At 31.9% G+C, this 25,590-nt stretch carries 23 protein-coding genes; 19 read left to right on the top strand and 4 right to left on the bottom strand.

The window, feature by feature from the left end:
• The first annotated feature begins 64 nt into the window (after positions 1-64).
• From bsdtb5_RS15160 to sigK, 10 genes are all read left to right on the top strand, one after another.
• The gene (locus bsdtb5_RS15160) at positions 65-1,504 is read left to right on the top strand and encodes a MiaB/RimO family radical SAM methylthiotransferase (protein ID WP_271716120.1); all 1,440 of its coding nucleotides are present in this window, start codon (positions 65-67) and stop codon (positions 1,502-1,504) included.
• A gap of 165 nt (positions 1,505-1,669) precedes the next feature.
• Positions 1,670-1,930, top strand: a complete 261-nt coding sequence (locus tag bsdtb5_RS15155) for an IreB family regulatory phosphoprotein (protein ID WP_271716119.1) — start codon at positions 1,670-1,672, stop codon at positions 1,928-1,930.
• 150 nt (positions 1,931-2,080) lie between these two features.
• A complete protein-coding gene (gene ruvX / locus bsdtb5_RS15150; protein ID WP_271712818.1) occupies positions 2,081-2,530 on the top strand; it encodes a Holliday junction resolvase RuvX in 450 nt (149 codons plus the stop codon).
• Positions 2,531-2,589: 59 nt separating this feature from the next.
• On the top strand, positions 2,590-2,853 hold the full coding sequence (locus bsdtb5_RS15145; RefSeq protein ID WP_271712817.1) for a DUF1292 domain-containing protein: 264 nt from the start codon (positions 2,590-2,592) through the stop codon (positions 2,851-2,853).
• Between the two features lie 70 nt (positions 2,854-2,923).
• Positions 2,924-3,379, top strand: a complete 456-nt coding sequence (locus bsdtb5_RS15140; RefSeq protein ID WP_271712816.1) for a Fur family transcriptional regulator — start codon at positions 2,924-2,926, stop codon at positions 3,377-3,379.
• A gap of 114 nt (positions 3,380-3,493) precedes the next feature.
• On the top strand, positions 3,494-5,164 hold the full coding sequence (locus bsdtb5_RS15135; protein WP_271712815.1) for a ribonuclease J: 1,671 nt from the start codon (positions 3,494-3,496) through the stop codon (positions 5,162-5,164).
• Between the two features lie 32 nt (positions 5,165-5,196).
• Entirely contained in the window at positions 5,197-5,607 is a 411-nt protein-coding gene (locus bsdtb5_RS15130; protein ID WP_271712814.1) for an MltG/YceG/YrrL family protein, read from the top strand.
• 371 nt (positions 5,608-5,978) lie between these two features.
• Positions 5,979-6,632, top strand: coding sequence for an O-methyltransferase (locus bsdtb5_RS15125; protein WP_271712813.1), 654 nt, complete (start codon positions 5,979-5,981; stop codon positions 6,630-6,632).
• Positions 6,633-6,778: 146 nt separating this feature from the next.
• On the top strand, positions 6,779-8,005 hold the full coding sequence (locus bsdtb5_RS15120; RefSeq protein WP_271712812.1) for a peptidase U32 family protein: 1,227 nt from the start codon (positions 6,779-6,781) through the stop codon (positions 8,003-8,005).
• A 355-nt stretch (positions 8,006-8,360) separates the two neighbouring features.
• Positions 8,361-8,996, top strand: coding sequence for an RNA polymerase sporulation sigma factor SigK (sigK, locus tag bsdtb5_RS15115; RefSeq protein ID WP_271712811.1), 636 nt, complete (start codon positions 8,361-8,363; stop codon positions 8,994-8,996).
• A 461-nt stretch (positions 8,997-9,457) separates the two neighbouring features.
• Here the strand turns inward: sigK and bsdtb5_RS15110 are convergent, their stop codons facing one another.
• Positions 9,458-10,300, bottom strand: coding sequence for a MurR/RpiR family transcriptional regulator (locus bsdtb5_RS15110; protein ID WP_271712810.1), 843 nt, complete (start codon positions 10,298-10,300; stop codon positions 9,458-9,460).
• A 468-nt stretch (positions 10,301-10,768) separates the two neighbouring features.
• On the opposite strand from bsdtb5_RS15110, the gene bsdtb5_RS15105 reads away from it, so the two are divergent.
• The 3 genes from bsdtb5_RS15105 (at position 10,769) to bsdtb5_RS15100 (ending at position 13,106) form a co-directional block, all read left to right on the top strand.
• A complete protein-coding gene (locus tag bsdtb5_RS15105) occupies positions 10,769-12,169 on the top strand; it encodes a glycoside hydrolase family 1 protein (RefSeq protein ID WP_271712809.1) in 1,401 nt (466 codons plus the stop codon).
• An 89-nt stretch (positions 12,170-12,258) separates the two neighbouring features.
• Positions 12,259-12,390: a CPBP family glutamic-type intramembrane protease gene (locus tag bsdtb5_RS21970; RefSeq protein WP_408628602.1), complete on the top strand. Its 132-nt coding sequence runs from the start codon at positions 12,259-12,261 to the stop codon at positions 12,388-12,390.
• Positions 12,391-12,614: 224 nt separating this feature from the next.
• On the top strand, positions 12,615-13,106 hold the full coding sequence (locus bsdtb5_RS15100) for a CYTH domain-containing protein (RefSeq protein ID WP_271712808.1): 492 nt from the start codon (positions 12,615-12,617) through the stop codon (positions 13,104-13,106).
• Between the two features lie 601 nt (positions 13,107-13,707).
• Here bsdtb5_RS15100 and bsdtb5_RS15095 read toward each other — a convergent pair.
• The 3 genes from bsdtb5_RS15095 to bsdtb5_RS15085 all read right to left on the bottom strand — a co-directional run bounded on the left by bsdtb5_RS15095 (position 13,708) and on the right by bsdtb5_RS15085 (position 17,601).
• The gene (locus bsdtb5_RS15095; protein ID WP_271712807.1) at positions 13,708-15,918 is read right to left on the bottom strand and encodes a sensor histidine kinase; all 2,211 of its coding nucleotides are present in this window, start codon (positions 15,916-15,918) and stop codon (positions 13,708-13,710) included.
• Positions 15,919-15,928: 10 nt separating this feature from the next.
• Positions 15,929-16,621 (bottom strand): response regulator transcription factor, encoded by a 693-nt coding sequence (locus bsdtb5_RS15090; RefSeq protein WP_271712806.1) that lies wholly within the window; start codon positions 16,619-16,621, stop codon positions 15,929-15,931.
• A gap of 482 nt (positions 16,622-17,103) precedes the next feature.
• Positions 17,104-17,601, bottom strand: a complete 498-nt coding sequence (locus bsdtb5_RS15085) for an amidase domain-containing protein (RefSeq protein WP_271712805.1) — start codon at positions 17,599-17,601, stop codon at positions 17,104-17,106.
• Between the two features lie 157 nt (positions 17,602-17,758).
• On the opposite strand from bsdtb5_RS15085, the gene bsdtb5_RS15080 reads away from it, so the two are divergent.
• The 6 genes from bsdtb5_RS15080 (at position 17,759) to bsdtb5_RS15055 (ending at position 25,157) form a co-directional block, all read left to right on the top strand.
• Positions 17,759-18,346, top strand: a complete 588-nt coding sequence (locus bsdtb5_RS15080) for an SOS response-associated peptidase (protein ID WP_271712804.1) — start codon at positions 17,759-17,761, stop codon at positions 18,344-18,346.
• Positions 18,347-18,578: 232 nt separating this feature from the next.
• Positions 18,579-19,754: an iron-containing alcohol dehydrogenase gene (locus bsdtb5_RS15075; protein ID WP_271712803.1), complete on the top strand. Its 1,176-nt coding sequence runs from the start codon at positions 18,579-18,581 to the stop codon at positions 19,752-19,754.
• A gap of 309 nt (positions 19,755-20,063) precedes the next feature.
• On the top strand, positions 20,064-20,954 hold the full coding sequence (locus bsdtb5_RS15070) for a sulfide/dihydroorotate dehydrogenase-like FAD/NAD-binding protein (protein ID WP_271712802.1): 891 nt from the start codon (positions 20,064-20,066) through the stop codon (positions 20,952-20,954).
• Entirely contained in the window at positions 20,954-22,339 is a 1,386-nt protein-coding gene (gltA, locus tag bsdtb5_RS15065; protein ID WP_271712801.1) for an NADPH-dependent glutamate synthase, read from the top strand. The genes bsdtb5_RS15070 and gltA overlap by 1 nt, the downstream gene beginning before the upstream one ends.
• 288 nt (positions 22,340-22,627) lie before the next feature.
• Complete coding sequence (locus bsdtb5_RS15060; protein ID WP_271712800.1) at positions 22,628-24,439, top strand: putative bifunctional diguanylate cyclase/phosphodiesterase; 1,812 nt, start codon at positions 22,628-22,630, stop codon at positions 24,437-24,439.
• On the top strand, positions 24,429-25,157 hold the full coding sequence (locus tag bsdtb5_RS15055) for a hypothetical protein (protein ID WP_271712799.1): 729 nt from the start codon (positions 24,429-24,431) through the stop codon (positions 25,155-25,157). Before bsdtb5_RS15060 ends, bsdtb5_RS15055 begins: the two co-directional genes overlap by 11 nt.
• Positions 25,158-25,590 lie beyond the last annotated feature (433 nt).

Below are 25,590 nucleotides of genomic sequence, written 5' to 3'. Positions count from 1 at the left end.
ACAATTAGGGCAATTTGTACCGAAAGGAATTGAAATGAAAGAAATAAATAATATAGATGAAGCAATGGATATAAGAAATACGAGCATTTCTTTAAATAGAAGAGTAGCTTTTTTAACATTGGGATGTAAAGTAAACTCATATGAAACAGACGCAATGAAGAAATTATTCGAAGATGCTGGTTGTGAAATTAAAGAATTTCATGAGGAAGCAGATATTTATGTTATCAATACATGTACAGTAACCAATATAGCCGATCGTAAATCTAGACAAATGCTTCATAAAGCAAAGAAGAATAATGAAAATGCAATTGTAGTTGCTGCTGGTTGTTATGTACAAGCAGCAAAAGATACCCTTGAAGCAGATGAAATGATTGATGTAGTAGTAGGAAATAATCAAAAAAGCTATATCGTTGATATTCTTCATGGTTATATCGAGAATAAATTAAATAATCAGGCAATAATAGATATAGATAGAGAAAGTGAATATGAAGAATTAAGAATTGAATCCATGGGTGAGAAGACAAGAGCTTATATTAAGATTCAAGATGGATGTAATCAATTCTGTTCCTATTGTATTATTCCTTATGCCAGAGGGCGAGTTAGAAGTAGAAAGAAGGAGGAAATTACAGGCGAAGTAAAGCGTTTAGTAGAAAAAGGATACAAAGAAATTGTTCTAACAGGAATTCATTTATCCTCATATGGAATTGACTTTAATAAAGCGAGTCAACAAGTAACTAGCGAAGAGACTAACCAAATAACAAATCAAGAGACGTCTTACAATAGTACATTAGAAACGATGGATTATAATAAAAATGAGTCTGATTTATTGAATTTAATCTGTGAAATTAGCATGGTGGAAGGAATTGAAAGAATCCGATTAGGTTCCCTAGAACCTAGAATTATAACAGAAGAATTTGCGAAAACATTATCTGAAAATAAGAAATTCTGTCCACATTTTCACCTTTCTCTTCAAAGTGGATGTAATAACACACTTAAGAGAATGAATCGTAAATATACAAAAGAAGAATATTTTGAGAAATGCGAATTGTTGAGAAAATACTTTGAACATCCAGCGATAACAACAGATGTTATTGTGGGATTCCCAGGAGAAACCATAGAAGATTTTATAGATTCTAAGAATTTCCTTGAGGAAGTATCTTTTGCTCAAATGCACATCTTTAAATATTCAAAAAGAAAAGGGACAAAAGCGGAGCTAATGCCAAATCAAGTTGATGATAAGATCAAGCATGAGAGAAGCAATGAATTAATCGAATTAGAAAGTAATCTAAGAAATAATTATCAAGATTATTTTATAGGAAAAACTCAGAATCTCTTAGTAGAAGAAGAGGTTACTATAGATGATGTGAAATATCAGATAGGTCATAACGAAAGATATGTAAAATTAGGAATACCTAATGATAAAGACTACTCTAATCAAATAATTAGAGTAAAAGTAACAGGTGAACGAAAGAACGATATTCTGTTATGTGAAATAATAGATTGAATTTTTTAGAAATTTATATTAATATATATATAACTTAGAATATTATAACAGATAATGAAAGTACAATTAGATAGTAAATAAAATTCAATGGAAGCCTTTTAATTGTACAAGATCATAGTTATAATACATCTTCATGGACTAGATTATAAGAAAGGACGTGAAAGAATGCAAGAGATTCATAACACTCAGTATTTTAAAGTAAAGAAAGAGCCAGAGATTAAAGTAAAAGACATTTTAGCAAAGGTATATAATGCATTAACTGAAAAAGGTTATAATCCTGTAAACCAAATTGTCGGTTATGTAATGTCTGGTGACCCAACCTATATCACAAGCCATAATGGTGCGAGAAGTTTAATTATGAAAGTGGAAAAGGATGAAATTTTAGAAGAATTATTAAAAGACTATATTAATCGTAATCTAAGATAAGTTTTCACTTCCAATTTATATAAAAAGGCTTCCATTGAAAATAATATTAATTTGATGATTATATTTAGAATAGAATTTGATTATCGTAGAAATCGAACAATAGGAAATTAAATAGAATAAGGGATAAAGTATCCCTGAATGGAGTTTTATATGAGGATTATGGGGCTTGATTATGGCTCAACAACTGTTGGTGTAGCAATCAGTGATGAACTTCTTCTAACAGCGCAAGGTATAGAAGTTATTAGAAGACAGCAAGAAAATAAATTAAGACAAACATTAGCAAGAATAGAAGCTTTAATCATAGAATATAACGTCGATAGAATTGTATTAGGATATCCTAAGAATATGAATAATACAGTGGGAGACCGTGCACTTAAGTCCGAAGAATTTGCTGAGATGTTAAAAAGAAGAACCAATAAAGAAGTAATCTTATGGGATGAAAGACTATCAACTGTAGCAGCTCATCAAACATTAATAGAAGGTGATGTTCGAAGAGAAGATAGAAGTAAAGTTGTAGATAAAGTAGCGGCAGTATTTATATTGCAAGGTTATCTAGACGGGCTAAAGTTCCAAGAGAATATAAATAAAGAATCGATATAAATGTTGCAATCATTCGGATTAGTAGCAACTATGTAAGAAGTATAAGGAGCGTTTGCTGTATGGAACAAGAAAAATTAATTTTTACAACTGAAGATAATGAAGAGATTGAGTTTTATGTTTTAGAACAAACAAAACTGAATGGAATTAATTATATATTAGTAACAGATAGAGATGATGATGAAGCGGAAGCTTTAATATTAAAAGATATATCACAAGAAGAAGATGAAGATGCAATCTATGATATCGTTGAAGATGATAATGAATTAAAGTTGATTGCTAAGATTTTTGAAGAGACATTGGATGATATTGATATTGAAATGTAATGATTAAAAAGAATTTAATTGCATGAATTATTAAATTAGACTAGAAAAATTGTTAGAGATAGGTGATTATATGCCCGAAAATCAGGAACGATTTAAAGAATTATTAAAAAATAATGGTTTAAAGGTAACAACGCAGAGGGTTGCAATTCTTGAAGTATTGCAGAATAGACCTGGTAAGCATTTAACTGCTGAAGAGATATATGAATTTGTAAAAGAGAAATATCCTGAGATTGGATTAGCAACTGTTTACCGTACAATTCAGTTATTATCAGAGTTAAACCTTATCGATAAATTGAATTTAGATGACGGATACGTAAGGTATGAAATTGGCAAAATGGCAGATTTGAATACTAAGCATCACCATCATCATTTGATTTGCCTAGATTGTGGTAAAGTATTATCGTTTGAAGATGATTTACTCGAGACTTTAGAGGATAGAATAAAAAAGTCTATGGGATTTGAAGTTGTTGACCATGAAGTGAAATTATTTGGACATTGCAAGGAATGCTCTGATAAGAATAATTAATGGATAGATTGGATTGTTTCGTTTTAACGGATTGTATCATAATCTCAAAACTAATTTAATATGGAATGCACTTAGAATATATGGAGTAAAATAAACCATTGGAGGTGCAATCTTTTGAAACAAAAAGAAGAAAAAAGCAAGGGGATTAAGATCATTCCTCTTGGAGGATTAGAACAAATCGGAATGAACATTACTGCATTTGAATACGAAGATAGTATTATAGTAGTAGATTGTGGACTTTCATTCCCAGAAGATGAGATGTTAGGAATTGATTTAGTAATTCCAGATGTGACTTATCTTAAAGAAAATATTGATAAAGTAAAAGGCTTTATCATTACACATGGACATGAAGATCATATTGGTGGTCTGCCATATGTCTTAAAAGATATTAATGTTCCTATTTATGCAACGAAGCTTACAGTAGGAATTATTGAGAACAAATTAAAAGAGCATAATTTATTAAAATCAACGAAAAGAAAAGTAATAAAATATGGACAAAGTATCAATCTAGGATGCTTCCGTATCGAATTTATACGTACAAATCATAGTATTGCTGATTCAGCTGCATTAGCTATCTATTCACCAGCAGGAATTATTGTTCATACAGGTGACTTTAAAGTGGATTATACACCAGTATTTGGTAGTGTAATTGATCTACAACGTTTTGCTGAGATTGGTAAAAAGGGTGTATTAGCGTTATTATGTGACAGTACTAATATAGAAAGACCAGGCTATACCATGTCAGAAAGAACAGTTGGTAAAGCTTTTGATAATATATTTGCAGAGAATACAAAGCATAGAATTATTGTAGCGACTTTTGCTTCTAACGTTGACAGAGTTCAGCAGATTATTAATTCCGCTCATAAATATGGTCGAAAAGTTGTTATTGAAGGCAGAAGTATGGTAAATATTATTACAACGGCCAGAGAACTTGGATATATTAATATGCCTGAAAATATATTAATTGATATTGAGCAGATGAAGAATTATACTGATGATCAAATCGTATTAATTACGACAGGTAGCCAAGGAGAAGCTATGGCGGCTTTATCAAGAATGGCAGCTTCTATCCACAAGAAAGTTACAATTAAACCAGGAGATACGGTAATCTTTAGTTCAACACCTATCCCAGGTAATGAGAAACCAGTATCAAAGGTAATTAATGAGTTATCAATGAAAGGTGCAAAAGTCATCTTCCAAGATACGCATGTATCAGGACATGCTTGCCAAGAAGAGATTAAATTAATCTATGCATTAACAAAACCAAAATACTCAGTACCAGTTCATGGTGAATATAGACATCTTATGAAGCATGCAGAAGTAGCTGAGACTATGGGAATTGATAAAGACAATATATTCCTTATCTCATCTGGAGATGTATTAGAATTAAGCAGTGAATCTGGTAAAGTTGTAGGTAAAGTACCAGCTCAAGGTATCCTAGTAGATGGACTTGGTGTTGGTGATGTTGGTAATATCGTATTAAGAGATAGACAACATCTATCAGAAAATGGATTATTAATTGTTGTTGTAACATTAGAAAAATTCAGTAATCAAATACTTTCAGGACCAGATATCGTATCAAGAGGTTTTGTATATGTTAGAGAATCAGAAAATCTTATGGATGAGGCTAGAGAAGTAGTGAATAATGCACTCGATAAATGTTTAAGTAAAAACGTTACAGATTGGGGTAAGATTAAGACTGAAATCAAAGACTCCTTAAGTGATTACTTATGGAAGAAAACAAAGAGAAATCCTATGATTTTACCAATTATTATGGAAGTATAATGACAAGAAAAATTATGAAGGGGGAATTGTAAATGACTGCACAGCGAAGTAAAGCGAATAGTTTTATGAAATTCATGAGTTTTATATTACAGTTGTCCCTAAATTTAGTTTTTTATGTTGTAGTTATTCTGTTAATAATGATGCTGACAACAAAAGCATACAACTTCTCATACCAAGTCTTTGGTAACGTAGTCGTTGATTCTAAGCCAGGTCATGAGGCACAGATAAAGGTAAATAAAGGAGAATCAACTTTAGACCTTGCTAAGGTGCTTGAATCAAATCGATTGATTGCAGATAAATATTCATTTTTTGTAAAAGCAAAACTTACAGAACAAGCTATTTTACCAGGTAAGTATATTTTAAATTCTTCGATGACTTATAGCGAAATTCTTGATGTAATCACCAAGGTAGCTTCAAATAAGGATAAAGTATCAAAAGAGTAGTGAATATAAAATGTAAGGCTGTCCTGAAATGGGACAGCTTTTTTAAAGGAAAAGATAATAATGATAATTCGAGAGGCAAAAGCCTTATTTTAGTTTACTGAGTGTATATTGCTGTATAATTATGAATTTGGGCTACCTTTCCCTCAAGCATCATATTTTTTACAAGCCTCATTACAAGCGAAAATACTCACTAACGTTCCTATTTTCGCTTTGAGTCTTGACAAAATATAAACGTTGCTTTCAGCCGGACTACGCCTAAATTCATAATCATACATCAATATACACAATGTATGTTATGAAAGGCTTTTGAGCTTCGAATCATTTGATAAATATATAGTAAATTTGCAGATAATGCTGCAAAGGAGGATAAGATGATTGTAAATGAACGGATTGGTGCTTATATATTTTCATTAGAAAAAGAACCACCAAAATTTTTAAAGGAAATAGAGGAACAGGCGTTAGCAGACAATGTACCTATTATAAAAAAAGCAACACAGTCTTTGTTAAGATTTTTATTAACAAACAATAAACCAGAAAATATTCTTGAGGTAGGTGCTGCAGTTGGGTTTTCTTCTATTCTTATGAGTGAATACATGCCAGATACAGCTCATATCACAACAATTGAAAAGATGCCTTCTCGTATTGAAAAAGCGAAAGAGAATATTCGAAGTGCAGGCAGAGAAAGTAAAATCACCCTATTAGAGGGAGATGCGATTGACATATTGAAGGAATTAACCTTAAAGGAAGGAAAGTATGACTTTATGTTCATGGATGCAGCCAAGGGTCAATACATTAATTTTCTACCTGAGATTATGAAACTACTACCAGTTGGAGGACTTTTAGTATCGGATAATGTTCTTCAAGATGGAGATATTGTTCAATCTAGATATGGTGTCACAAGAAGAAACCGTACCATTCATAGTAGAATGAGAGAGTATCTCTATACATTGACACACATGGACGAATTTGATACAATAGTACTTCCTATTGGTGATGGAGTGACTCTTAGTACAAGAGTGAAATAAAGCAATGATTTAATAATACAGTAAATGGTGCTCTATCATTTAATGGGTTGTATGCTTACTAGGTTTATAGAAACCATTATGGTTTATATATATAAATCCGGTCCATGCTATGGAAACATGGGCCACATAGAAAGAGAGAGAATCAAATGAAAAAACCAGAATTATTAATACCCGCAAGTAATCTAGAGGTATTAAAAGTAGCTGTCACTTATGGCGCCGATGCAATATACATTGGTGGAGAAATGTTTGGATTAAGAGCAAAAGCAAAGAACTTCTCAAAGGAAGATATGATGAAAGGTATAGCTTATGCTCATGAACATGGTAAAAAGGTCTATATTACAGCTAACATTACAGCGCATAACGATGATCTAGATGGTGTTGAAGAGTATTTCAAAGAGCTAAAGGAGATTCAACCAGATGCTGTAATAATCTCGGATCCAGGGGTATTCTCCATTGCGATGGATGTAATTCCTGATATTGAAAAGCACATAAGTACACAAGCAAACAACGTAAATTACGCTACTTATCGTTTTTGGAACCGAATGGGTGCGACTAGAGTTGTGTCTGCAAGAGAATTATCTGTAAAAGAAATAGCTGATATTCGTGCTAATATTCCAGATGAGCTAGAGATTGAAACCTTTGTCCATGGTGCTATGTGTATGGCGTATTCAGGAAGATGCTTATTAAGTAACTTTATGACTGGAAGAGATGCGAATAAAGGTGAATGTACACATCCATGTCGTTGGAAGTATAACCTAGCAGAGGAAACTCGTCCAGGTGAATACATGCCAGTCTATGAGAATGAAAGAGGAAGTTATATCTTTAATTCCAAAGATCTTTGCATGATTGAGCACGTTGATGATCTAGTTACTGCAGGAATTGATAGTTTCAAGATAGAAGGACGTATGAAGACAGCACTTTATGTAGCAGCGGTAACAAGAACCTATCGCCAAGCAATCGATGATTATTTTGCTGATCCTGAACTTTATAAGAAGAATATCCCTCATTATAAAGAAGAAATAGCAAAATGTACGTATCGTCAATTTACTACAGGTTTCTTCTATGGTAAACCAGATCAGAATACACAAATCTATGATAATAATACGTATGTGAAAGAATACACTTACTTAGGTATTATTAATGGTAAAAATGAAGCTGGATTATACGAATTAGAACAAAGAAATAAGTTCTCTGTTGGAGAAACAGTAGAGATTATGAAACCAAGTGGAGAGAATGTGCAAGCGACTGTTCTTAAGATTACTGATGAAAATGGTTGTGACATGGAAAGCTGCCCACATCCTAAGCAAAAGATCTTTGTTGATTTTGGTGTAGATTTAGAAAAGTTTGATTTAATACGAAAAAAAGAAGATTAATAACACTGATTTAAAAATATATTTTTAAATAATAAAGTTGGGGTCAAAAGCATTTTACTCCCCATCTTTATTATAATACAAAAGTTATATATAAACATAGATTATATATAACATAAATTAAAAATAAGATAATATATTGTAATATAGAGAATCAAAAGATATAGTAAGTAGAATCAATATTTACTATATCTTTTTTATTTTATATGAGGATTGGATTCAGTCATGATATAAAAAGAAAATGAAAAAGAAATATAAAAGGATTAGTTCTTTGAAAAAATAGTATTTGGGAAAGGCACTTATTTTATCACCAAATCATAAACTAATAATAAACCACATTATTGAGGTGCTTATCTTCGTGAAATCATTTCCTAAGCCACTAAGCACCAAGGAAGAAAAAGAATACCTTAAACAATGTAAAGATGGTTGTAAAGAAGCGAGAGATACTCTCATTGAACGCAACTTACGGTTAGTAGCACACATTGTTAAAAAGTACAATGTTGGTGATAGAGAAGTAGATGATTTAATATCAATTGGTACGATCGGTTTAATCAAAGCGATTGATAACTTCGATATGGATAAAGGCATTCGATTGGCGACCTATGCCTCAAAATGTATTGAGAACGAACTTCTGATGATGTTACGGAATGCTAAGAAGTTATCCAAAGAAGTCTATCTATATGAACCAATTGGAGCTGACCGAGAAGGAAACGAGATAAATTTACTTGATGTCATTGAATGTGTGGATGCAGATGTTGTTGAGAATCTTGAATTAGAAGACAATGTCAAGAAACTATATAATCTAATAGGTAGTGTGTTAACACAAAGAGAGAGACAAATAATTGAATTACGATATGGACTAGGCATTGGAGAAGAAGTGACACAAAGAGAGATTGCTATCAAGTTAGGAATATCAAGATCTTATGTATCTAGAATTGAAAAGAAAGCTTTAAAGAAATTATATAATAATTTTGAATTGCTGGATAAAAAATAGCATAATATTTAGAAAGAAAAGAAATCGCTTTTGTTATAAAAGGTAGCATAATAGCGATGCAGAACATAGTGTATTGAAGCTGGATATGAAATGATTGTAAAAGGGATTATAGATATATTTCTATAATCCCTTATTTGCATGCTACACGTTTTCTTCTGAGGCTAAGATAGGGTGATCCTGGGGTCAAAAGCCTTATTTTATTGTACTGAGTGTATAATGCTGTATAAGAGTGAAAGAAAAACGCTTTCACTCTCAACGTTTGTGATTTCACTCTTGCAAGCAAGTGAAATCACTGCACTAAATTATGAATTTTGGCTACCTTTCCCTCAGTAAAGTTTACAAAACAAACTTATCATATTTTTTACAAGTTTCATAGCAAGCGACAAGTTTATTTATAAACTTTACTCACTTACGTACTACGAATATAAATGAGTCATGGGAATTCGATACCATAATCAGAATTAATATATATAATCAAATGACTTAGAATAAGTACTTAATATTTCATGATTTGCTTCATAGTTTTTAGCAAATAAAATACCACATAGGATATTTAAAATATATTGAAGAGAAGTATCGAATAAGATGTTACCTACAATCTCTAGGTTTAAATCATTTACCACAGGGATAAAATAATTACTTAGTTTACCTATCGAGGATTGCTTGTTAGGCGTCAGTGTTATGATAGGTACGTTTCTCTCTTTCAATAATTTCATAAGGTCAATTAGTTTGCGATTTTCGCCAGTTCGACTTACGATCAGCGCAACACAATCTTTGGTTGAAGTTAATGCCTGATAATATTGCGCGTTTGTTGAATCATGAATAATAACTTGTTTTCCGAGGGCTAGCATACGATTTAAGCTACTCTTAACCAGATGAAGATTGTTATCAAAGCCGAAGAATTCGATTTGCTTTGCCGTGTTTAATAAATAGGACACCTTTGCTAAAGTTTCATAATTCATAGATTCTTTGGTCTTTTCTATTGCTTCTATTTCAAGTGTAGCAACTTTATTTATAATGGAAAATGCCGTTTCATTTGATGTGATACTAATTTGCTCTTCTTTTAGATGATTCATATGCGTTATCTCACTAAAAAAAGTAGCTTTAAAATGGTTAAATCCTTTATTATTGTTTAATTTATTGACAAGCCTCGTTACTGTAGAAGGGCTTGTATAACATACTTTTGCTAAATCTTTCACGGAAAAGTCCAAAATTGTCTCAGGTGCATTCAGAAGGTAATGAATAATGTGCTTTTCGGATTCTGAAAAATGATCGATATCTTTTAGCTGCTCTAGGATGCTCATATACGTTCCTTTCTAGTTCTATATTTTAATTGACTATATAATTTTCGTAATTACCTTTCTAGGATTAAGGTTCAAAAGGCTTTTGAAGCTCTAATACTATCTATCTTAATTTATCTAATTCAATATTGTATTAAAATATTATAATTGAAAATACTCTTATCATGCAACCAATATATGAAATGGCAGAGCCAAGGTAAGATAAAAAATATCGTTCATGACATAAATAAGTCAAAAAAGATGCAATTATTTAGAAAATAAGTATCAACTTATGAAATACGAAACCATCCTTCTTGCAAAGTATAGTTGAATCATTATTTTTTTGATATAGTTAAATTACGCATTAGATAGTAACAAACTAGTTTACACTAGCTCACATCAGTCACCTTTGGCGAAATATAATCAGTGGTGTGAAGCGCTTTATATTAAACTAAACATATAAAATGATATCAAAAGAAAGGAACGATTAGGATGAATAAATATAAAGAAGGTTTTTTGTGGGGAGCATCAACATCAGCATATCAAGTAGAGGGAGCATCAGCAGAAGATGGAAAAGGTCAATCTGTACAGGATGTTAAGAAAGTATTTGAAGGAACATCCGATTTTACAGTGGCATCCGATCATTATCATAGATACAAAGAAGACATTGCTTTAATGGCTGAGATGGGATTTAAGACATATCGATTCTCTATTGCTTGGACAAGAATCATTCCAGACGGTGATGGAGAAGTAAATGAATTAGGAATTAAGCATTACAGTGATGTGATTGATGAATGTTTAAAGTATGGAATTGAACCGCTAATTACAATGTATCACTTTGATTTGCCATACGAACTTGAGAAAAAGGGTGGCTGGTCAAATCGAGCTACGATTGATGCTTTTGTTAATTATGCAAAGGTTCTATTTGAGAACTATGGAAGTCGTGTTAAGTATTGGCTAACAATTAATGAGCAGAATATGATGATTCTGCATGGTGCTGCAATTGGAACATTGGAAATGGATGAATCGAGTATACAGAAAATTCTCTATCAACAAAATCATCATATGTTAATCGCACAAGCATTAACTATGAAATTACTTCATTCAATGGTTCCAGAAGCTAAGATTGGACCTGCTCCAAATATAGCTTATGTATATCCAAAGTCATGTAATCCAAAAGACATCATTGCAAGTCAGAATTTTAATGCCATTCGAAACTGGCTATACTTAGATATGGCGGTATACGGAAGATATAATGTAGTAGCATGGAATTTTATGCAGAAGAAAGGTCTCACTCCAGAGATCCTTGAGGGTGACATGGAAGCATTAAAAGGTGCGAACCCAGATTTTATTGCATTCAATTATTATTCAACGGCAACAGTAAGTGATGGAGAGAAAGATTTAGAGGAACAGAAAGGCGGAGACCAGCAAATAGCCGTTGGGGAACCAGGTTTCTATAATGGAGATAGTAATGGATATTTACAAAGAACAGAATTCGGATGGGAAATAGATCCAGATGGTTTTCGAATTACCCTTAGAGAAGTCTATGACCGTTACCAGTTACCAATGATTATTACCGAAAATGGTCTTGGAGCTTATGATAAGGAAAATGAAAATGGTGATATTATCGATGATTATCGTATAGAATATCTAGCCAAACATATCGAACAAGCAAGATTAGCCGTTGAGGATGGTGTAGATCTATTCGGTTTCTGTCCTTGGTCTGCAATCGACTTAATTAGTACACATCAAGGATTTGTAAAGAGATATGGATTCATTTACGTCAATCGTGATGAATTTGATCTGAAAGATCTTAGTCGAAAGAAAAAGAAATCATTTCATTGGTATAAAAAAGTTATAGCAAGCAATGGTGATGATCTAAGTAATAATTAATTAAAAAGGGACTGTCGCACTAGCTGATTGATATCAGCAGTTAGTGCAACAGTCCCTTTTAGTTGTACATTTACCTATATTACTGTATAATGTTACCAATACAATATATTGAGTTCATTTTTGTTGGATTTGCAGAAGAAATTATCTATAGAGGTTATTTTCAGACTAGATTAATTGCTTGGTTTGGTACAAAAAAAGGATGTTTATGTTTAATTGTATAACAGGGCGCAAAGTTTGGCTCATGAGGTCCTTCTATAACAGTATCACCTTCTTATTTATAAGTCTTGAATATAAGCCTGAGATTGGGATATAATAGGTAAGCAGAATCGCAAGTACCAAGTAATAAATCAGTAGTATGTGAATAATCATTACGAGCTCCTATACTTTACTACCATTAATTTTGATGTAATAGAGGGAGTGGGTAAGCAACAAAAGGGAGAAATCAATGGAAATAGAGAAGAAATTTACAATCAAAACTTTACCAGATAAATTAGAACAATATAACAAAAAAAAAATAGAACAAGGATATTTATCCACCAATCCTATAGTTCGTATCCGAAAAAGTAATGAAGATTATATACTAACTTACAAATCTAAGTTTGGATTACCTGAACAGGCGGGAAAAGATCTATGTGTAAATAATGAAGTAGAATTGCCATTAACCAAAGAAGCATATGAACATCTTAGAGAAAAAGTAGATAATAACCTAATACGTAAAACAAGATATCTTATTCCGTTAGAAAGTAACTTAACCGCTGAACTTGATATATTTGAAGGAAGACTAAAAGGATTATTCTTTGCAGAAGTAGAATTTACAGATGAAGAATCAGCAAAAGATTTTAATAAGCCAGACTGGTTTGATGAAGATGTAAGTGCTGATAAAAGATATGGAAATTCATATCTGTCAAAAATAGAATCACTTGATGAGCTGAGATAAAACTTAAATACTTAAAGAAATAAAGTATTATATTGGATACTGGTTTCAAAAATGAAAGCCTTGTGACAAACTTTATTCCTTGGAATTGGATTGCTTTTAGTTATTTGTTCAATGTTTGATATTAGTAATAAATAAAAATGTCCCGTGATGTTTAGAAGTATTTTTCTAATATTATGTAGGAATTTATTCCTAATAATTTAGAACAATGCTTACACAAACATCAAGGGACATTTTAAGTTATCTACTAAGAACTTCACATTTCGCAGTTCCAAAACCTATATCATACTTGACAAATTCAGTCGCAAAGTAAATGAATTACCAGGATGGAAACTTATGCATCGACGTGACTATGACGTTTTGTGAAGCAACTTATGGTTTAAAACTTTGATTTAGATATAAAAAGTTCAATGTTTGACGAACGAAGTGAGGAGTTTGGACTTTTTATATCTGTTTTATCAAAGTTATAAACCATTAGTAGCTTCCAAATAAGGAGTGGGAACAAAGATGTAAAAGTTTCCATCCTGGTAATTTCTACAACCTAAATCTGAATTTATCAAGTATTCAATAACTTCCCACTGCGAAATTAGTTGATTAAAATACCCTATTCAATCGTAGTAAATACAACAACAGCCTTGAATAAATCCCCATCCAGTATAATATCAAAAGTCGCATTCTGTAATGCAGCAAGACTCTTCGATATCGATAACCCAAGTCCACTACCTTCAGTATTTCTAGAGATATCACCTCGAACAAATCGCTCCATTAATTCATTTGAATCAATATTTAACTGATTCGCAGAAATATTTTTAACAGAAACATTAACTTTACCTTCGTTCTTTATAACATCAATATAGACCCTAGTTCCGTTTAGAGCATATTTATTTACATTAGAAAAAATATTTTCGATGATACGGAACGTGCTTCTTCCATCTGCTAAGATATAGATCGGTTCTTCTGAGATCTGAATCACCATATCAAGATTACGTTCTTTGAACCTGTCTTCGAATTCACCGACGGATTGGCGAATCAATTCTACAATGTTAAGTCTTTCTAGGTTCATATTAATTGTACCAGAAGAAGCTTTTGAAGCTTCAACAAGGTCTTCAATCAAAGTTTTTAACCTCCATGATTTCGTTTCAAGAATCTCTAAATAGGATTTTGCATTTTCGCTTTCGATTTTTTCCTTCTTTAATAAATCAACAAAATTAATAATAGAGGTAAGTGGAGTTTTAATATCATGTGAGACGTTGGTGATAAGTTCTGTTTTAAGACGTTCGCTCTTTAATTTTTCATCAACGGCAGCAGATAATCCATCTCCAATGCTATTGATGTATGTTCCTAATTTTCTCATAGAATGATCGAGCTCATCTTCGGGAATCTTATGCGTTAAGTTACCTTCTGTAATTTTTTTAGTCTCAGTAATCAATACATTTAATTGGGCTGCCAACTTTATCAGAATATTTGCAACGTATATATAAGCGATAGCTGAAATAATATAGTACATCATGGTTCCAAAAGAGGAACCATCAAATAAGAATAACGTCGCAATAAATTTTACAAGAATGAAGATAAGCAAGTAAAAGATTGCTCTATATGTTAGGTTCTTATTTTCAAAGAATAAATGAATAGCAGTACTAGTTTTGCGGTAAATCTTATAGGAAAAAGTACTCTTAAATAAGGTTTTATTTTTAATTCTTCGAATACAGCTATATACTAATAAAAAAATAATTGGATACCAAAATAGATACTTGAATAACGGTATAACGTCGATTCTTGTATGAACTTTATCAGAGACGCGATCTATAAATGGCATGTAAAAGTAACTATAAAAGATGGAAGCAACACAAAAAGTTGAGACAAATAGCCAATCAACATAGATCTTATCAATGGATAAAAGGTTAATTCCAGTATTCTTTTTTCTATGGCCACTTTGATATATAGATATTACAAATAAAATAGCAAATAGTAATAATGATATTGGAATGATATAAAAGGAATGAACATAATTGTTGTACAAGGATTGAAATATAAGGTAATGTTCATTGAATTCATCATGGTAAGGCATGTTATCATACAGACAAGTATATACTAAGTATTCATTATCCGTAGTAGTAATGGTAGAGCTTGCACCAGAAGAATTCTTAGGTGGGGATATCGTTCCTAGAGAACCTGTCATACACTTTATTACCCAACTTATGTTATCAGTGCTTAGATAACCTTTTTTACTATCAAGATTCGTTACATATCTTGAAGTCTTGGTGTTAAGAACGAGATAGGCATTATTATCACCAATATTCTTTAAAAAGCTAGTAAGCTTTGCCTTATTATTTATAATTTTCTCAAGACTTGGAGAAGAATATACTTTACCCGTCTTAAGATTCTGAACATAGTATACGAAGTTAGTATCTTGGATATTTAATTTATAATTATAGAATTCAAAAGTATCTTGATCAGTATAGTCGCTTTCAACAGAATCCAATGAAGATTCGCTTAGACTTGAATTCGAAGAGTTACGCTCATCGATGGAATCTTCCATTGATATAATGGAGTCAATGTAAGAATCTTCATAGACTTGATTACTATCAACTTTATATCCACGTTCCGTATATTGTATATACTCCGCAAGTCGCTCAATATATTTCAAATATTTCGCATGTAAATAATCTGTTTCATAAAAAGAGTTTGTACCGTTTGGATAAACACTAATATATTTATTAAAATTACAAGTACTTAATAAAATAGCACCTCCTGCTATGAATAGAAGGCATTGGATGACTACTTTCATAGTAAAGGATCTTTTTAGAGTTTTCATCGTCTGCTCCTTAATAACTTTCTATCTTATATCCGATTCCCCAAGCTACTTTTAGGTATTTTGGTTCTTTGGGATTGATCTCAATCTTTTCTCTAATGTGTCTTATATGAACAGCAACAATATTATCAGCGCCATAGGAGGGCTCATTCCAGATCTGTTCATATATTTCATGAATTGAGAAGACTTTTCCTTTGTTCTTTACAAGTAATTTTAATAGGTTGTATTCAATTGGTGTTAATTTAATAGGTTCATCATCAAGATACACTTCTTTGTGCTCATCATTAACAACTAGTCCACCTGAACGGTATACATTGTTTTCTTCGGCTATACTTCCTAATTTGGTATATCTTCTTAAAGAAGATTTAACTCTTGCTATAAGTTCTAGTGGATTAAATGGTTTGGAAATATAGTCATCGGCTCCAATGTTAAGGCCTAGTACCTTATCACTGTCTTCTGATTTGGCAGATAAGAAGATGATAGGTAGAGAACTGTTATTCTCACGTAATTTAATTGTAGTTCGAATTCCATCCATCTCTGGCATCATGATATCAAGTAATACGAGGTGAACTTCATTCGATGATATGATTTGAAGTGCCTCAATTCCGTTATATGCTTTTAATATTTGATATCCTTCCTGACTTAGATATATTTGTATTGCGTCAACGATATCTTTATCATCGTCGCAGACTAAAATTGTATACATATTATCCTCCTGTTTTTTACGATGTATGATTCATTAGAGTGTGTTTGGATTAGAGTCTGAAAAGCCTTCTTTTAGTTTATCGAGTGTATATTGCTGTATATTTATGAATTTTGGCTACCTTTCCTTCCAACATTATATTTTTTACAAGCCTCAAGGCAAGCAAAAATAGTCACTCACGTTCCTATTTTTACTTTGAGTCTTGACAAAATATAAACAATGTTTTCAGCCGGACTACGCCAAAATTAATAAATGTACATCAATATACAACATTGTAGGTTATGAAAGGCTTTTGTTACACTACTCATATTAGTTACTCTAATTATTTTAAGATATATTACTAAATGTTGCAAATTATATGTAACATATGTATTGTAGCATAAAAATCTTAATTCAGGGTACATGAAATCTTAAGAAAGTCTTAAATTGTGAATAGGAAATAGTAAACTTGAAATATATAAACTAAAGAGATATATAAATATGTTCTATAGATATACCCCTTCTATATGAAGAAACCGAACTGAGTCAAAGATATAGGTATTCAGTGCTCTGTAATGAGAATCACTGTCATGCGTGGATGTTAAGATATTTGCATATGCTAGGGGAGTAGAGATATCGGTTATTAATAGTGAGTGGTTATAGATTGGGGACTCAATTGCCAACTGAATGACATCGCCTACCATAATCTGTGATATAGGGACTTCTTTGGCATAGATCCCTTTCTTCGTGTTCGTTGTTAGAAATTGATAAAGTAAATTGGGATTAGTCCAGGACGGAGAGTAATTATGATTGCGATTGTAATACCAGCCCCACACTTTCGTATTGTTCATGATACCAGAACCTTCATATAAACATTGAGATATAAAATTGGTAGAGTCATCACCATTATTAGAAAAATCGTAGTATTTTGGATTACGTTTTCTATCCCATTTTAATGCATAATTTACTGCATCCTGACGATTATAAGGAATAATCGTTGCCAAAGACAATCACCTGTGTCTATCAATAATTAGTAAATTATATGAAAATATTTTATTGTTTATACAAGTTTATACATGTTAGTGGTAAAATGAAAGAAGAATAGATTGAAAAGAGCATTTAAGAAAATGTATTGTTGTAAGCAACGGATTGGAGGATATTATGTGCGGAAGATTTTTATTTACTTATGATGATGATATAGATGAGATGAGGGAATTGACGGATCGAATTCTTCATAAGTATGGAGATGATGCTAAAATAAAGAACGGTGAAGTATTCCCTACGGATAAGGCAGTTGTAATCTTAGAGGATGGTAAGAATATGGATCCAGATTTTGCGTTATGGGGATTTAAAAGTTTTAATAATAAAGGTGTTATCATTAATGCAAGAGCTGAAACAGTATTCGAAAAGAAAATGTTCCGTGAGAGTATATTAAATCGAAGATGCATTATACCAAGTACAGGTTTTTTTGAATGGAATCAAACGGGAGAGAAACATAAATACTTATTCCGTATACAACAGCAGAAGATGCTATATATGGCTGGTTTTTATAATGAGATTGCTGGAGAGAGAAGATTTGTTATCTTAACAACGAATGCAAATGACTCAATGAGTGATATTCATCATCGAATGCCTGTCATTATAGAAAAAGATTATTTAGAAGATTGGGTTCAATCAAAGGATATAAGTTTGATTGAAAATTATCTATCTAAAAAGCAACCAGAATTAATCAAGGAAATGGTAGGTTAAAATATCAAACAACATTTGCAATATCTATTGAGCGAAAATTCAGTATTACACATACAAATACATCAAATAAGCATTACTGTCTAAATTGTACAAAAAAAGTAGAAAAATAATCCAATTTGTATCCTGTTAAACAAATAAAAAAGAATTATGTCAGCTATTGAAGAAAATTATCACTAATGTTATAATATACATGGGCAGGAAAATTATAATATATTACAGGAGGAATTTAAGTATGATGAGATTTACATTACCAAGAGATATGTATTATGGAAAAGGTTCACTTGAACATCTGAAAGAGTTAAAAGGAAAGAAGGCAATTATCGTTTTAGGTGGAGGTTCCATGAAACGTTTTGGCTTTGTTGATAAAGTAGAAAGTTATCTAAAAGAAGCTGGAATTGAAACTTTATTATTTGAGAATGTAGAACCAGATCCTTCAGTTGAAACCGTATTCAAAGGTGCTAAAGCTATGCAAGAATTTGAACCAGATTGGATCATTGCAATGGGTGGTGGATCACCAATTGATGCAGCAAAAGCTATGTGGGTATTTTATGAATATCCAGAGACTTCATTTGAAGATATTATTCAACCATTCTCATTCCCAACTTTAAGACAAAAAGCAAAATTCCTTGCAATTCCTTCAACTTCAGGTACAGCTACAGAAGTTACAGCTTTCTCAGTAATCACTGATTATGAAAAAGGAATCAAGTATCCATTAGCTGATTTCAACATTACTCCAGATGTAGCAATTGTTGATCCTGATTTAGCACAGACTATGCCAAAGACTTTAACAGCTCATACTGGTATGGATGCATTAACTCATGCTATTGAAGCTTATGTTTCAACACTTAATTCACCATTCACTGACCCACTTGCTATTAAAGCAATTCAAATGGTATTTGAACATTTACCAGCATCCTTTGAAGGAGACGTAGATGCAAGAGAACAAATGCATTATGCACAATGTCTTGCTGGACAAGCATTCTCTAATGCATTATTAGGTATTGTACACTCTATGGCTCATAAGACAGGTGCAGTATTTAGTACAGGTCATATTCCTCATGGATGTGCTAACGCAATCTATTTACCATACGTAATTCAATACAATGCAAAAAATGCAAAGACTAGATACGCAGAGATTGCTAAGAGTGCTGGATTAACAGGTGATTCAGAAGATGCTTTAGTTGAAGCATTATGTGCAAAGATTACTGAATATAACAAACAACTTAGCATTCCATTAAACTTAAAAGAATTTGGAATCAATGAAGCTGAATTCTTAGAAAAACTTCCTCTAATTGCTGAAAGAGCAGTAGGAGATGCTTGTACTGGATCTAATCCAAGACCAATCACTCCAAAAGAAATGGAAGAGTTATTAAAATGTACATATTATGGTACAAAAGTTGAATTTTAATTAGAAAATAAATAGATAATGGTAAGGGTGTCTAAAGTGAGTGGACAATTCTCTATAAAGGAATCCATTGCTTTAGGCACCTTTCCTTAATGTGATTGTAAATTGAATATTTAAAGAAAATTATGGATATATAGGATAAAGATGTATTTTTATTCATTATACTAGCTTTTTTCGCTATATTAATCTATAATTTAGTGAAGTGATTTCACTTGCTTGAAAAGGTGAAATCACAAACGTTGAGAGTGAAAGCGTTTTTCTTTCATACTTATGACTATACGAAATAAAGAAATATAATTCTGGAGGGAAAATATGTATAAGATACTAAAAAAAGAAGTTTTGGCGAACAATATCTATTTAATGGATATCGAGGCAAAACGTGTTGCGAAATCCTGTTTTCCTGGGCAATTTATCATAGTAAAGATAGATGAAAAGGGAGAAAGAATTCCTCTAACTATCTGTGATTATGATAGAGAAGCGGGTTCTGTTACTATCGTATTCCAAGCAGTTGGTGCATCTACACAGAGAATGGCAGAATATGAAGTGGGCGATACGTTCCGTGATTTTGTTGGACCTTTAGGATGTAAGTCAGAATTAGTTGACGAGCCTGATGAAGAATTAAAGAAGAAGAAAATCTTATTTGTTGCTGGTGGAGTTGGAACAGCGCCAGTTTATCCACAAGTTAAATGGATGAAAGAACATGGCGTTGATGTAGATTGTATCATCGGTGCTAGAAATAAAGAATTAATTATATTAGAAGAAGAAATGAAAAAAGTAGCAAAGAACTGTTATGTAGCTACAGATGACGGATCTTATGGATTTAAAGGAAATGTAAATGATAAGATTAAAGATCTAATACATAACGAGGGAAAAAGCTACGACCTTGTTATTGCAATCGGACCAATTATTATGATGAAATTTGTTAGTTTATTAACAAAAGAATTAGGAATTAAGACTATTGTTAGTATGAATCCAATCATGGTTGATGGAACTGGAATGTGTGGAGCATGCCGACTAACGGTTGGAGATGAAGTGAAATTCGCATGTGTAGATGGTCCAGAATTTGATGGTCACTTAGTTAATTTTGACGAATCTATGAAGAGACAAGTTATGTATAGGACAGAAGAAGGAAGAGCTGTCTTAAAACTAAAAGAGGGCGACACTCATAAGAATGGCGGCTGCGGATGCGGAGGTGACAAGTAATGGATGTATTAAAGAAAGTACCTGTAAGAGAGCAAGATCCTAAAGTCAGAGCTACGAATTTTGAAGAAGTATGTCTAGGCTATAACAAGGATGAAGCTATGGAAGAAGCAACAAGATGTATCAAATGTAAGAATCCAAAATGTGTTACTGGTTGCCCAGTAAGCATTGATATTCCAGGCTTTATTAAAGAAGTTGAAGAAGGTAACATTGAAGAAGCTTCTAAAGTAATCGCTAAATATTCTGCATTACCAGCAGTATGTGGTAGAGTGTGTCCACAAGAATCACAATGCGAAGAAAGATGTATTCGTGGTATTAAAGGAGAACCTGTATCAATTGGTAAGCTAGAAAGATTTGTTGCTGATTGGTCAAGAGAACATAACATCAAGCCTCAACCACCTGAAACATTAAATGGTAAGAAAGTTGCAGTAATCGGATCAGGCCCTGCAGGTCTTACATGTGCTGGAGACCTTGCTAAGTTAGGCTATGATGTAACGATCTTTGAAGCATTACATGAAGCTGGCGGTGTATTAGTATATGGTATTCCAGAATTCCGTCTTCCAAAGGAGACAGTAGTAAAAACAGAAATAGATAACGTAAGAGAATTAGGCGTTAAAATAGAAACTAATGTAGTTATTGGTAAATCAACTACAATAGATGAGTTATTAACAGAAGAAGGATTTGATGCAGTATTTGTAGGTTCTGGTGCAGGACTTCCTAAATTCATGGGTATTCCAGGCGAAAATGCAAATGGTGTATTCTCAGCAAATGAATTCTTAACTCGTAATAACTTAATGAAAGCATTTGATGAATCTTATGATTCACCAATCGTTAGCGGTAAGAAAGTAGCAGTTGTTGGTGGTGGTAACGTTGCTATGGATGCTGCAAGAACTGCATTAAGATTAGGAGCAGAAGTTCATATCGTATATAGAAGAAGTGAAGCAGAGTTACCAGCTAGGGTAGAAGAAGTACATCATGCCAAAGAAGAAGGAATTATCTTTAATCTACTTACTAATCCAGAAGAAATTCTTGTAGATGAGAATGGTAGAGTTAAAGGTATGGTATGCGTTGAAATGGAACTTGGTGAGCCAGATGCTTCTGGAAGAAGAAGACCGGTAGTAAAGGCAGATTCAGAATTTACCTTAGATGTAGATACAGTAATTATGTCACTTGGAACAAGTCCTAATCCACTTATCTCCTCTACAACAGAAGGATTAGAAGTGAACAAGTGGAAATGTATCGTTGCTGATGAAGTAAACGGTAAGACTACCAAAGAAGGCGTATATGCTGGTGGAGATGCTGTAACAGGTGCTGCTACAGTTATCTTAGCAATGGGTGCAGGAAAAGCAGCAGCAAAAGGTATTGACGAATATTTATCAACTAAATAGTTATAATAATCCATATATAAATTAATAAGTTTTAAAAGAAAAGCTATCATCAAAGAGGATTTTTGGTGATAGCTTTTCTTAATTATAACAATTTTAATAATATAATAATAAACATTGTCGAAAATACGATATATTTAGTTATTTATTACTATCAAATTTCATGGTATATTCGATGAAAATATGCTATAATGAAGCTTAATAATTCTTATCCCTAGGCTTGTTTATAAGTATGTAATCAAGATTAGAAATAAGTTTATCCTAAAATTTACTATATAGGAGGTAGCTTACGTGCAGTTAAGAAAGAAACTGTTTCATTACATTATCATCATGATTAGTTTTAGTGCTGTTATGATTCCTGGAAAAGTGATATTGGCGAGTGAGAGTAGCGATCCTAATTTTTTGAATGCTTTAGTACTAAATGATAAAACAGATTATTTTAAGGTAGAGAAACCATATTTTTATATATTTTGTGGCATTATATCTGTATTAACAATTCTGGTAATTATTCTATATTTCCGTAATTTGAAGAAATCAAAAAATGAAAAATTACTAAATGGCAAGAACGAAGAATTAGTAAAAGATTATCTGACAATCGAGTCGACTTATAACGACGTTACTGAGATTCATAAAGAATTAAAGGAACAATATGATATTCTGAAAGCAAAGGATGAAAAGAATATTAAATTAGCATATACAGACTATCTAACGGAATTACCAAATCGTAATGCGTTCATTAAGAAGCTAGAACAGATTATACTAACCATTCGTAAAGAAGAGAATGTGGCAATTATGAATATTGATTTGGATAATTTTAAAGTAGTGAATGATTCAATTGGTCATGCATTAGGCGATGAATTGCTTATTGACGTTTCTTATCGGTTAAAACAAGTTCTTGATGAGAATGATTATTTGGCTCATTATGAAGGTGATGAATTTGTTATCATTACACAAAACGTTGAGGATATTAGTGCTTATGAAGATAAGATTAAGAAGTTACAGAAAATATTTGCTTATCCATTTGTGATTTCTCAAAATGAATTCTTTATTACACTAAGTATAGGTGTTACTTTTGCGCCCAAAGATGGTAAGACGGTACAGGCATTACTTAAAAATCTAGATCTTGCTATGTATATTGCAAAAAGAAGAGGCAAGAATACATATTGCTATTTCGATAAAGCAATTAGTGATCGAGTAATGGAACAGATGGAATTACAGTCTGAATTAAAACAAGCAATTGAAGCAGAAGAATTTCAAGTATACTATCAACCTCTCTTAGGTATGAAAACCAATCAAATAAATGGTTTTGAAGCATTAATTCGTTGGAATCACTCTGATAAAGGATTGATTGAACCAGCTGAGTTTTTACCAATAGCTGAGAAGTCTGGACTCATTGTTCCAATAGGAGAATATGTATTCAGAGAAGCTTTCTTGCAGCTCAAACAATGGATGGAGAATGGTTATCCTTCGATTGATATATCGATTAATTTATCAGTACGACAGTTTAAGGATGATAACTTTTTGGATATGATTGATCAATTAATTGATGAAATTAAGGTTGATCCTACACATATAATTTTCGAAATCACAGAAGAGATAGCAAAACATGATATTGAATATGCAATTTCAGTGATGGAACGATTAAGTGAATATGGAATTAGATTTACAATGGATAAGTTCGGTAGGGGATATTCTTCCATGTATTATTTAAAAGAATTATCCATTCAGAAATTAAAGATAGATAAAAGTTTTATTGATACAATGATGGATAGTAGACATGATAAAAAATTAGTTGAAGCAATTATCAAATTAGCTCATGTATTAGAACTAGAGGTTATCGCAGAAGGAATTGAGACTATGGAACAAGCTAAATTCTTGTCCGAAGTAGAGTGTGATAAAGTTCAAGGTTTCTTATATAGTAAGCCATTACCTAGAAGTGATGCCAATAAACTCCTGAGTATGTGGGAAGACCTTACGAATCAAGAGAGAGACGTGAATACGGATGCAAATCAAGCGAGTACAGATAGTGCTGAAACTTATCAAGAAAGTGTTGAAAATGCTGACACCAATCAAATCTACAAGGAAAATGTAGATGAATTGTAAGATGAATCACAAGTGGATATTTCGAATCTTTTTAATATTAGAAAGCATTATTTATATAAGGTTTTTATATCTTGATATTAGTAGGAATGAGAACTATGATTTAATCGCGTATATCAAATATTCAGGTATTGTTTTATGTGTGATATTTCAGTTCTTATATTACTGGAAGCAGAAAAATGATACGATTATTTTAAGGTTTGCTATCTTAGGGACTGCATTCGCGGATTATTTCCTGGTAATTGCTGAGGATAATACGCCGGGTGTACTTATGTTTATGATAGTACAATTATTGTATATGGTTAGAATAACCAATATAGATAGAACTAAAGAGAATAAGATAAGAGTTTTATCCTTTCGTTATATAATGATTCTTCTCAATACATCAGTAATTAGTATGATATTATTGTATTTCAAAGTTTATGTAGATTTTTTATTTATGATAACTTGTATCTATTTTCAAAGCCTTGTAGTGAATGTGGTATGTGCAGTGAAGATAACAGTAAAGAATAAAAAGGTTACTAGTAATCGTATATTTGCAATAGGAATGGTTTTATTTTTGCTTTGTGACATCAATGTGGGATTGTTTAATCTATCTCAGTATATGACTCTGCAAGATGGAATATATCTTGCAATTTATAATATTTCAAGTATAGCTATGTGGTTGTTCTATCTGCCTTCTCAGGTTATGATATCAATTAGCGAGAGTAGAGATAGGTAAGTAATGAGTTGTTAGAAATTAGTTATAAGTAATAAGCTATTTGAAGGAGGGTAATACCTCCTTTTTTATTTTTCTTGTAATATTCCTAAAAAATGGTATAATTAGGTAGATGCTTAAAAGTTGCAAGAAGCTAAGTGTCGAATCTATTTTATGACCATTATTTACTCTGTATATATGTGATTCAATTAGATATTCTATAGTTTTTATTCGTTTTCTGGTATTACTCTATTAGATAATTATCTTTATTCAAATATCCCATTCATAATTATAATTAAGTTACATGAAAGAAAATCAAGTAACGGAACAATTCAAGTTAAAGAAATAATTCAAGTTAAAGGATTAATTCAAGTCAAAGGGAAAAATAGTCATAAAGGAAAAATTATAACAAAAGAAATATCGCAGCAGAAATCACATCTAAATCTAGATATATTAC

It is taken from the genome of Anaeromicropila herbilytica, from assembly GCF_016591975.1.
In the GTDB taxonomy this organism is placed as follows: domain Bacteria; phylum Bacillota; class Clostridia; order Lachnospirales; family Lachnospiraceae; genus Anaeromicropila; species Anaeromicropila herbilytica.
This window is presented reverse-complemented; position numbering and strand designations above follow the sequence as displayed.